We start from the raw sequence: 9,898 nt of genomic DNA on the forward strand, positions 1-9,898 counted from the left end.
AGCAGGATTTAAAGCATGCACCAAGCAAGAGGTGGATGATGAGGGGCGAGAGGACAAGGAGGGAGATACTGGAACAACCAGATGCCTTCGCCAAAACCCTGAGTTCAACAGAGGAAGAGGTAAAAAGAGCAGCAGATGCGATAAAAGGCAGATTTATCTATGCTACTGGAAGCGGGACAAGCTTTCATGCTGCTCTTGTCCTTCAGAGAGCTATGTCAAAGATAGCATCGGAGAGAGTGATAAGCATAGCTGCATCTGAGATTCCGTACTGGCTTCCCGATGATCTAAAGGAAACTGTCTTGCTTGCATTCTCCCAGAGCGGGGAGAGCAAGGACGTGTTGATTGCAGTGGATTTTTACAGGAGACATGGAGGAGAGGTTGTGGTATCCGTGACAAACACAGAGGGGAGCACGTTGGATAGATTATCTGATATAACAATAATAACAAGAGCAGGAAAAGAGGAGAGCATAGCAGCGACAAAGACCTACACATCTCAACTGGCAGCCTCCTTCCTCCTATCAATTTGTACAGCTGAGAGGAAGAGGTGCTGCCTGGATGATCTCAGAGAAGAGCTTAGAAAGATTCCTGAGGCCATGAGAAACACTATAGAAATGTGCCAGAAAAGAGTAGTTGAGGTAGCAGAGGAAATAAAGGACAGGGACATAGGGTTCATCTTGGGATCAGGTTCAAACTATCCCACCGCCCTTGAGGGAGCTCTTAAGCTAAGAGAAACATCAAATCTGCATTATGAGGGGTTTGCAGCCAGAGAATTTCTGCATGGACCAATTCAACTCGTTTCGAGACATACTCCAGTGATAATAATATCCAATGGCCTTCAGGAGGTGATAGATAGGGTTAAGGTATACGAGGCACCTGTTATAGAGATAGGAGGGGATGTGCCCGTGATCAAGGTGAGAGATGAGTTCTCCCCTGCTGTGAACATAATTCCACTCCAGCTTCTTGCTTATAACACATCCCTCCTGAGGGGTTTAGATCCAGATAGCCCCGAAAAACTCAGCAAGGTGGTTAGATGAGGGATACTGTTGTTTTTGATCTGGATGATGTTCTCTTTGATGCGACCTTTCTCAAGAGAGTGGCCAGAGAGAGGGCCGTTCTATCCATGATAGATGCAGGCCTTCCAGTTGATTTTGAGACCGCAATAAAGGCCCTATTCTCTGTTATTGAGGAGACGGGAGAGGACTACGGAAAGCACTTCGATGAGATGCTGGAGAAACTTGGAATCAAATGGGATCCCAGAATAATAGCAGCTGGAGTAGTTGCATATCACAACACAAAGTTCTCCCTACTTGAGCCAAATCCCGGTATATTCAAGGTGATACTATCCCTCAGAGATGAAGGATTCAGGGTAGGTGTTGCATCCATCGGACCTGCTGTCAAGGACTGGGAGAAGCTGATAAGACTGAACCTTCATCATATATTTCACATATATAAAGTAGGGCTCAGCTCGTGGTCTGAGCTGTTCCAAGAGCTGGATCCCTCAACCACAATACTGGTGAGCGCTAATCCAAGTGGAATAGCAGAGGCATCAAGAGCTGGAGCTAGAACTGTAAGATTGCTGAGAGGAAGATTTTCCCACATAAGATCGAAAGAAGCTGACAGGGAGGTGAAGGACATTTGGGGAATCCTGAGTGCTGTAAAAAGCCTTTCAGAAGGGTTATAGTTGGAGGTACTTTTGACAGGCTTCATGCAGGACACAAGAAGCTTTTAAGAGTGGCGGCCATGCTAGGGGATGAGCTCTTAGTTGGGATAACAGATGGGGATATGCTTAAGGAGAAGGAGGAATGGGAGAAAATAGAACCTTTTTCCACAAGAAAGGAGAATGTGGAGAATTTTCTAGCATCAATAGGGGCTAAATTTGAGATATGTAGGATAACTGATCCTATAGGACCTGCTGCTCACGTAGATGCCGACGCAATAGTGGTATCTGAGGAGACTTACAATGGTGCTATTGCTGTCAATAACGCTAGGCTACTTAGTGGAAAAAATAAACTCACAATAGTGGTTATACCTATGGTTCTTTCCGAAAATGGCACTCCAATAAGATCATCCAAGCTGAGGAGGGAGAGGATAAACTGTTAAAAAATAAAACCAAAATTCTCCTAATGGAAATGCTTATCAATAAGAGAGGCTTAGGATCCAAGTGAGCTATATGAGCGGCAAAGGTGAGAGAAAGCTTGTCATAGGGTATGATGCCCTCACGGATGCCGCTATAATGGCTGGATGCAGGTTTTTTGCCGGTTATCCGATAACTCCAGCCACGGAGATAGCCGAAGAAATGGCGAGAAAGCTCCCAAAAGTGGGAGGAATTTTCATACAGATGGAGGATGAAATGGCATCCCTTATGGCCGCAATAGGGGCATCTTTATCAGGTTTAAAAGCGATGACAGCAACAAGCGGTCCTGGATTCTCCTTAATGCAGGAGGCAATAGGATTTGCTGCCATAACAGAGACACCAGTTGTGATAGTGGATGCTCAGAGAGTTGGCCCATCCACGGGAATGGTCACAATGCCTGCTCAAGGAGATGTTATTCAAGCTAGGTTTGGGAGCCATGGAGATTACTCCATAATAGCAATAGCTCCATCAAGTGTTCAGGACATATTTGAGCACACTGTGATGGCATTTAATTACTCTGAGCTTTACAGAACCCCTGTTATATTGCTTTTAGATGAGATCCTAGTTCACTTGAGAGAGCCGGCAGTTATTCCTGATAAAATGGAGGTTGTGGAGAGGATGAAGCCATCAGTTCCACCTGAGGAGTTCATACCTTATGGAGGAGAGATCCAGAGAGAGATGCCGTCCGTGGGGGATGGCTACAACCTGCTTATAGAGAGCGTCCTTCATGATGAGATCGGGAGAAGGATAGGAACAGATAGCATAAAGGGAAGCAGGATGATAAAAAGGCTCTGGAACAAGATAGAGGGAAATGTGGAGAAAATTGCAAAAGAGGAGTTCTTCATGATGGACGATGCAGATATAGCTATCGTGGCCTATGGAAGTCCGTTTAGATCTGCTATAAAAGCTGCTAAGATTGCAAGAAGCATGGGGATAAGAGTTGGGGTGGTGAAGCTGATAACTCTATGGCCCTTCCACGATAGCATGATAAGGAGAGTATCAGAACAGGTGAAAGCATTTGTAGTGCCCGAGATGAACATGGGGAAGATGGCAAGAGAAGTAAAAAGAGCAGCTGGAGAAAAAAGAGTGATCAGCGTTCCAAAGCTTGGAGGGAGTCTTCACACACCTGAGGATATATTATCAGCTGTAAAGGAGGTGGCATGATGAGAAGGCTGGACTTTGCCCATTATCTGGCGAAGAAGTACATGAGAACTGAGATGCTGCCTCATGCTTTTTGCCCGGGATGCGGCATAGGGATAATACAGAGAGCTGTCTTAATGGCCTTTGAGGAGCTTGGGGAAGAGGAATGGAATAGAACTGTGTTTGTCAGCGGGATTGGATGCTCAGGATGGACGCCAACTTACTTCAGAAGGGATGCGATTCACGCCCTGCATGGAAGAGCCCTTCCTCTAGCAACAGGGATAAAGCTGGCCAGACCGGATCTAAACGTTGTTGTTTTTATGGGGGATGGCGACAGCATGGCCATAGGAGGAAATCATCTTATACATGCAGCGAGAAGAAACATAGGAATAACCTCCATAGTTGTGAATAATATGATATACTCTTTAACAGGTGGGCAGCTGGCTCCGACAACTCCCATGTACTCTTACACAAACACAAGCCCATATGGAAACATAGAGCCGAACTTCGACTTGATCGAGCTCATGAAGGCATCAGGAGCAACTTATTTAGCAAGATGGACCACATGGCACTTCATTCAACTTAAAAACAGCGTAAAAAAAGCCATAAAGCACAAGGGATTTTCTGTCATAGAGGTGATATCTCAATGCCCCACTTATACAGGCAGATATATACTCAGAAAGCCCGATCCAAGGGATTATATGCAGTGGATGAAGGATAATTCAGTCCTGTTTGATGTTGCAAAGGAAATGGACAAGAAAGAATTAGAGGGGAAGATAGTGGTGGGTGAGTTCTTGGATAGAGATGATAGACCTGAGTTTTCAGAGCTCTACTGGAGCTTAATTAAAAAGAAGGAGGTGGAAGCTTGAAGGTGATTGAGATAAGGATAAGCCAAGATCTCTGCAAGGGATGCTTTCTCTGTGTTTGGGCATGCCCATACAAGGTGATTGATGTTGGAAAAGAGAGAAACTATAGGGGAGTGAACGTTCCAATCGTGGCAAAACTGGAGGAGTGCAGAGCATGCAGATTGTGTGAATACAGATGTCCCGACTTCGCAATACAGATCATAACTGATAAGGATGTAGAGCTTCTGAGAGAGGCAGAGCAGATAGAGCTTAGATGGCAGAGAAGAGTTGAGCTTGCTGAGGAGATGGAGGTGTCGGAATGAGAACTGAGATAATGATATCTGGATCAGGAGGCCAGGGTGTTGTGCTTTCCGGAGCTGTGCTATCCCAAGCATTTATGCTTGGAGGTTATGAGGTTGCGTCCACATATACCTATGGACCTGAAGCCAGACTTGGATCAAGCAGGAGCGAGGTTGTGGTCTCGGATGAGCCCATAGATTATCCCAAGGTTTCAAAGCCTGATTACTGGATGGCCATGAATCAGGCATCTCTCAACACGTTTTCTAAAAGGTTTGATATATCTAAAACAATATTACTTGTTGATATATCTAATATAAAATTCATGGATGCTGTTAAGGGAAGGGTGAAGAGAATATTTGAGATCCCGGCAACGGATATAGCTGAGAGCATAGGCTCCAGAATAGCTGCAAACATGGTGATGCTCGGGGCATTTGTGGGAATATCTGGATTGATAAAGCTGGATGATCTCATAAATGGAATGAAGGAGATAGTTAGAAAGGAGTTCATTGAGGTGAATATAAAAGCTGCAGAAAAGGGCTATGAAGAGGCTAAAGTCAAGTTCTCAAAGTAGCTCAAAAATATTTCCAAAGTTAGGAATAAATGGTTATCAGCTCTCTTAGTGAGAGCTAGTGGCGATGATGAAGATTCGGCAAGGGGGCTCTATGCCCTGAAGAGAGTCTTCTGAGCCCATTATGATTTTAAAATTTTTATTCAAATAAGAGTGACTTTTATGATATCTTTTTCTGTGAGAAGAGCAGCAGCCGGAGTTCCTCCGTAGAACCTACAGCTGAATACGGATATGAGCTTCCCCGAGAACATCCTCCTGAACCCCTCCGGGAAGAACTCATGAGATCTCAGCAATACATCGGCATTGTTCTTTTTGAGGAAGTCTTCCAGCGCATCTTCTCCAAATAGGTATATTCCTTCTCCTCTTGGACTAGAGCTAAAGCCGGATATGAGCTCTGATGGATCATTCCACAGTATCTGAAAGAATGGACTTTCAGGAGAAAGATTGACTCTCATTTCCTTTAAGGAGCTCAGATCATCCAATCCCTTCGGTATGCCCCCGTGCATCATCAGGATCCTTCCCATTCTTGCAATGAAGGGGAGTTTGGAGAACACCTCCTGAAATAGATCGAAGAGACCTCTGTATCTGAGCATAACCTCCATGTAGAACCCATAAAAGAGGTTCATCTCCTCTGTTTCATGATTCCCCCTGAGCAGCACTATTCTATCGGGATATTTCAGTTTATATGCCAAAAGATAAGCTATATTCTCTATCTGATATTCCCCTCTGTCCACATAATCCCCCAAGAAGATGAAAATATCCACAGGATTTCTCAATGCATTAATCGAGGATTCTATATCCCCATGAGTATCCCCAACAACAAGGGCTTTTTTCGGCTCTAAATCAACAATAACAGGTTCTTTTGAGAGAACTTCGATAGCTCTCTCCAGAAGCTCCCTCATATTGTTCTCTGGGATTATTCTGAATGGATTTTCAAGCACCATATCCTCAACTTCCATAAGCAGTTGAACAGCTCACAGTTTTAAGGCTGGCATGTTGCTAGATCTATGCAATCAATCGAGGAGCAGATATGCAATTACATGAGGCTTCTCTATGAAAGAAGGCTTACAACAGCATCTGGAGGGAACATAAGTGTTAAAATAGGAGATAGGATTCTAATAACTCCTTCTGGTGTTCCAAAATGGAAAATAAAACCGGAAGACATAGTGGAGATGGATTTAGAGGGAAAGCTGATAAGAGGCGAGAGACCATCGAGCGAATGGAGAACCCATCTCAGAGTTTATAAGAGCAGAGATATAGGAGCAGTTATTCATGCCCACTGCCCGATAACAACCGCTCTTGCCACATTCGAAATTCCCTACAGGATTATATCCTACGAGGCAGAAGATCTCATATCAAGCATGGAGATAATGCCCTATATTAAGTTTGGAACTCAGGAGTTTGCTGACGCTGTTGGAAATCTGATAAAAAAGGCTGATATTATAGTTGTCAAGAATCATGGATTGATATCTGTTGGAAAAGACTTGAAGGAAGCTTTCTTTCGTCTAGAAGCGGTGGAACATAACTCCCTCATGCTTTTGATAGGACTGCTCCTCGACAGAGTGCATTGAGCAATAAAGCTTTTATATAGCAAGATCAACACCTTATTGGAGCGAGCGGCCATGGTGGCCGGGGACACACCCAGACCCATTCCGAACCTGGAAGTTAAGCCCGGCCACGTTGCACGGAGTACTGAGCTCCCCAAGGGCTCGGGAAACGTGCAAGCTGCTAAGCTCCACTCTTTTATATTCACAATGGTGCTAAAAATGTTTATTTCTGAGAGGGAGATCTTCTTTTATGCACATTTCAAGGGGCTTTAAGCAATTGGAAAAAGTTGACAGTGCCTTATCCCTGTTTTTAAACTCATTGAGAAAAAGAGAACTGGATACAGAGATAGTTCACGTGGAGGAGTCAATTAACAGAGTTCTAGCTGAGGATGTGATATCAGATGTAGATGTTCCCTCGTTCGATAGAGCTGCGATGGATGGATATGCTGTCAGGGCTGAGGACACCTATGGGGCAAGTCCTAGCTCTCCTGTTGTACTCAAGCTTGTTGGGACAGTTCATCCCGGGAGAAAGCCTGATTTGAGCATAGGAAAATTTGAGGCCGCATGGATAACAACTGGCTCATACCTACCGGATGGAGCTGATGCTGTTGTCATGGCAGAAGATGCCAAGAGACTTGGAGATGAGGTGGAGATCTATTCAAGCGTCCCTCCTTGGAAAAACGTGGACAGGGCTGGGGAGGATATAAGAAAAGGGGATATCATTCTGAAAAAGGGCACCTTTCTGGGCCCCTATGAAATAGCTGCTCTCTGTTCCATCAATTTAAGCAGAGTTAAGGTTTACAGAAGGGTTAAAGTCGGGATGATAGCAACAGGAGATGAGCTTGTTGAAGTGGGAGATGCTGCTGTTGCTGGTAAGGTCGTGAACTCCTCAGCCCCGATGCTCAGGCTTCTCATGAGGGATCTTCCGGTTGAGGTGAAATATTATGGCATAGTCAGGGATGAGCCATCTCATCTCGTGCCGGTCCTGAGAAAGTCAATAGCAGAGAATGATATGGTGCTCACAATAGCTGGAACAAGTATAGGAGATAGAGATCTCCTCTTCAGGGCAGTTGAGGAGGTAGAGGGAAGGATAATAGTACATGGAGTAACTCAAATGCCCGGTAGACCCACATTGCTAGCTATTTCCGCTGATGGAAAGCCGATAATAGGGCTTCCCGGATATCCTGTGGCCACTGCCATATCCTTCATGAACTTCGCCCTTCCAGTTTTGGAGAGGATAGCTGGAATAGAGGGGGAGAGGTTTATCCCAAGGATAAGGGCAAGAGTTATGTCGAGAATACCATCAAGACCGGGAATAAGACACTATGCCAGAGTTAAACTCCAGAAAATTGATGGAGAGGTATGGGCTTCTCCCATCAGGGTATCCGGTGCGGGAATAATCTCCTCCCTGAAGGATGGAGATGGTCTTCTTGTAATACCGGAGGAGGTAGAGGGAATTGAGAAGGGATCCTATGCTGATGTGATAGTGATAAAGAGGTATCTGAGGTGGTGAAATGGGAAGAGTTGTCTTCAGATCTCTTGTCAGCTTGGAGGAGGCTCTTAAAATAGCAAGAGAAAACCTTTTTTATGAGAAAAGAGTGGAGGAAGTGGATATAACAGAGGCTCTGAACAGAGTTCTAGCTGAGGACGTACATGCAGGAGTTGACATCCCTCCTTTTGACAGGGCGACTAAGGATGGATATGCTGTCAGGGCTGAGGACACCTATGGGGCAACGGAGACAGATCCCAAAAAACTTTCTGTCATAGGATATGCCTCAGCTGGCCATCCATTTCATGGATTTGTTGATAAAAATTGTGCTGTTGAGATATCAACAGGAGCACCTGTTCCCGCAGGAGCAAATTCCGTTATCATGGAGGAGTACACCAGCAGAGAGGAGGATTATGTCCTTGTCTTCAGAGCTGTTAGCCCTGGTGAGAACATACAGGGAGTGGGAACTGATATAAGACTTGGGGAGACAATACTCAGAAAAGGGACTGTGCTGGGACCTAGAGAGATAGGAGTTCTAGCCGCAACAGGATTGAGAAAAGTGAGAGTTTTCTCCAGACCTAGGGTGGCCATAATAAGCACAGGGGATGAACTCTGTCCTCCGGGCATCTCCCTAGACTTCGGAAAAATATATGATGTGAACAGCTACACCATATACAGCTCTGTTCTGATCGATGGATGCTTGCCTATTTACATTGGAATAGCTAGAGATGATCCTGAAGAAATCATGAGTGCCCTGAAGAAAGCTGTTGAAGAAGCAGATTTTGTGATAATATCCGGGAGCACAAGCGTTGGAGCTGGGGACATTATATATAATGCTATAAATGAAGCAGGTAAGCCAGGAGTTCTCGTGCATGGACTAGCTGTTCATCCAGGAAAGCCTGCTATCCTGGGAAGAGTCGGAAAAAAGCTTGTATTCGGACTTCCCGGTTTTCCGACAAGCTCCCTGATGATATACAAGGTGCTAGTCTCCCCAATACTGAGAGAGGCATCCGGCATTCCGATCGGACGGGAGGAAACTATAATTGGCAGAGTTGCAAGAAGGATAGCAAAAGAGTCTGGAAGAAGGAGCTTTCTTCCAGTTGGGATAGCAAGGGATAGCAACGGAAATTTTCTCATATTCCCTCCACCAACAGGATCGGAATCGATAACAACGCTTACAAATTTCGATGGATTCGTAGAAGTACCGGAAAACGTAAGCTTTCTTGAGGAGGGAGAGATAGTTCCTGTAAGACTCTTTGGAACTACTCAGGACATAGCAGATGTTAGCATAATAGGAAGCCACTGCATAGGGCTGGAAAAACTCTTAGAGATTGTAAGAGAGAGGGAAAGAATCAAGTTTAAGGTTGTGAGCGTTGGATCATTCAGCGGTTTTGCCTATATAAGGAGCGGGGAGGCTGATATCTCTGGCGTGCATGCGTATGATGAGGAGACGAAAACATACAACCTGACATTTCTGGATAAATATAAGATCAGGGATATAGCAGTGCTTGTGAGCGGATACAGGAGGCTTCAGGGATTCATTCTCGAGAAAGGGAACCCAAAGGGATTTTCAGGCATAGAGGATTTGCTGAGCGGGAGATTTAGATTGATAAATAGAAACAGGGGCTCCGGCACTAGAGCGCTGCTGGATTTCATGTTAAAGGAGCTGGCCGAAAGGAAAGGAGCCAGCTTTAACGACATAATAAATAGGATAAATGGATATTGGTATGAATCAAAAACGCACAATGGTGTTGCTTCAGCTATAAAACATGGTTTAGCTGATGTTGGCGTGGGGATAGAGGTTGTAGCTAGATATTATGACCTAGACTTCATGCCGATTTCATATGAGGATTATGACTTCTTAGTCAGAAAGGA

Annotated in this window: 11 protein-coding genes and 1 rRNA gene; 11 read left to right on the forward strand and 1 reads right to left on the reverse strand. The window is 44.9% G+C overall.

Annotated elements, in window-relative coordinates; translation table 11 throughout:
* The first annotated feature begins 38 nt into the window (after nucleotides 1–38).
* The 7 genes from D6D85_RS15270 (at nucleotide 39) to D6D85_RS15300 (ending at nucleotide 4,990) form a co-directional block, all read left to right on the forward strand.
* A complete protein-coding gene (locus D6D85_RS15270; protein WP_161969931.1) occupies nucleotides 39–1,034 on the forward strand; it encodes an SIS domain-containing protein in 996 nt (331 codons plus the stop codon).
* Nucleotides 1,031–1,681: an HAD family hydrolase gene (locus D6D85_RS15275; protein ID WP_125672922.1), complete on the forward strand. Its 651-nt coding sequence runs from the start codon at nucleotides 1,031–1,033 to the stop codon at nucleotides 1,679–1,681. The genes D6D85_RS15270 and D6D85_RS15275 overlap by 4 nt, the downstream gene beginning before the upstream one ends.
* Nucleotides 1,636–2,100: a pantetheine-phosphate adenylyltransferase gene (locus tag D6D85_RS15280; protein WP_125672923.1), complete on the forward strand. Its 465-nt coding sequence runs from the start codon at nucleotides 1,636–1,638 to the stop codon at nucleotides 2,098–2,100. The genes D6D85_RS15275 and D6D85_RS15280 overlap by 46 nt, the downstream gene beginning before the upstream one ends.
* 70 nt (nucleotides 2,101–2,170) lie before the next feature.
* Nucleotides 2,171–3,298 carry a 2-oxoacid:acceptor oxidoreductase subunit alpha gene (locus tag D6D85_RS15285; protein ID WP_125672924.1) on the forward strand — a complete coding sequence of 376 codons (1,128 nt, stop codon included), beginning with the start codon at nucleotides 2,171–2,173 and terminating at the stop codon, nucleotides 3,296–3,298.
* A complete protein-coding gene (locus D6D85_RS15290) occupies nucleotides 3,298–4,143 on the forward strand; it encodes a thiamine pyrophosphate-dependent enzyme (protein WP_337189985.1) in 846 nt (281 codons plus the stop codon). The genes D6D85_RS15285 and D6D85_RS15290 overlap by 1 nt, the downstream gene beginning before the upstream one ends.
* 2 nt (nucleotides 4,144–4,145) lie before the next feature.
* Entirely contained in the window at nucleotides 4,146–4,442 is a 297-nt protein-coding gene (locus tag D6D85_RS15295; protein WP_237558879.1) for a 4Fe-4S dicluster domain-containing protein, read from the forward strand.
* Nucleotides 4,439–4,990: a 2-oxoacid:acceptor oxidoreductase family protein gene (locus D6D85_RS15300; RefSeq protein ID WP_125672927.1), complete on the forward strand. Its 552-nt coding sequence runs from the start codon at nucleotides 4,439–4,441 to the stop codon at nucleotides 4,988–4,990. The genes D6D85_RS15295 and D6D85_RS15300 overlap by 4 nt, the downstream gene beginning before the upstream one ends.
* Nucleotides 4,991–5,130: 140 nt before the next feature.
* Here D6D85_RS15300 and D6D85_RS15305 read toward each other — a convergent pair whose 3' ends face one another.
* Complete coding sequence (locus D6D85_RS15305) at nucleotides 5,131–5,946, reverse strand: metallophosphoesterase (RefSeq protein ID WP_125672928.1); 816 nt, start codon at nucleotides 5,944–5,946, stop codon at nucleotides 5,131–5,133.
* A 48-nt stretch (nucleotides 5,947–5,994) separates the two neighbouring features.
* On the opposite strand from D6D85_RS15305, the gene D6D85_RS15310 reads away from it, so the two are divergent.
* The 4 genes from D6D85_RS15310 to D6D85_RS15325 form a co-directional block, all read left to right on the forward strand.
* On the forward strand, nucleotides 5,995–6,558 hold the full coding sequence (locus D6D85_RS15310; RefSeq protein WP_125672929.1) for a class II aldolase/adducin family protein: 564 nt from the start codon (nucleotides 5,995–5,997) through the stop codon (nucleotides 6,556–6,558).
* Nucleotides 6,559–6,599: 41 nt separating this feature from the next.
* Nucleotides 6,600–6,721: ribosomal RNA gene (gene rrf / locus D6D85_RS15315) — 5S ribosomal RNA — on the forward strand.
* A 63-nt stretch (nucleotides 6,722–6,784) separates the two neighbouring features.
* Complete coding sequence (locus tag D6D85_RS15320; RefSeq protein WP_125672930.1) at nucleotides 6,785–8,047, forward strand: molybdopterin molybdotransferase MoeA; 1,263 nt, start codon at nucleotides 6,785–6,787, stop codon at nucleotides 8,045–8,047.
* 1 nt (nucleotide 8,048) lies between these two features.
* A partial coding sequence (locus D6D85_RS15325) for a molybdopterin biosynthesis protein (protein ID WP_125672931.1) occupies nucleotides 8,049–9,898 on the forward strand: 1,850 nt, incomplete at its 3' end.

Source organism: Candidatus Methanodesulfokora washburnensis (assembly GCF_003947435.1).
Classification (GTDB): domain Archaea; phylum Korarchaeota; class Korarchaeia; order Korarchaeales; family Korarchaeaceae; genus Methanodesulfokora; species Methanodesulfokora washburnensis.

What these genes read in the sequence shown, in the direction of transcription:
- D6D85_RS15305 (WP_125672928.1), bottom strand. Translation starts at nt 5,946, where the DNA reads ATGGAAGTTGAGGATATGGTGCTTGAAAATCCATTCAGAATAATCCCA.
- D6D85_RS15275 (WP_125672922.1), top strand. Translation starts at nt 1,031, where the DNA reads ATGAGGGATACTGTTGTTTTTGATCTGGATGATGTTCTCTTTGATGCG.
- D6D85_RS15270 (WP_161969931.1), top strand. Translation starts at nt 39, where the DNA reads ATGAGGGGCGAGAGGACAAGGAGGGAGATACTGGAACAACCAGATGCC.
- D6D85_RS15300 (WP_125672927.1), top strand. Translation starts at nt 4,439, where the DNA reads ATGAGAACTGAGATAATGATATCTGGATCAGGAGGCCAGGGTGTTGTG.
- D6D85_RS15290 (WP_337189985.1), top strand. Translation starts at nt 3,298, where the DNA reads ATGAGAAGGCTGGACTTTGCCCATTATCTGGCGAAGAAGTACATGAGA.
- D6D85_RS15285 (WP_125672924.1), top strand. Translation starts at nt 2,171, where the DNA reads ATGAGCGGCAAAGGTGAGAGAAAGCTTGTCATAGGGTATGATGCCCTC.
- D6D85_RS15320 (WP_125672930.1), top strand. Translation starts at nt 6,785, where the DNA reads ATGCACATTTCAAGGGGCTTTAAGCAATTGGAAAAAGTTGACAGTGCC.
- D6D85_RS15310 (WP_125672929.1), top strand. Translation starts at nt 5,995, where the DNA reads ATGCAATCAATCGAGGAGCAGATATGCAATTACATGAGGCTTCTCTAT.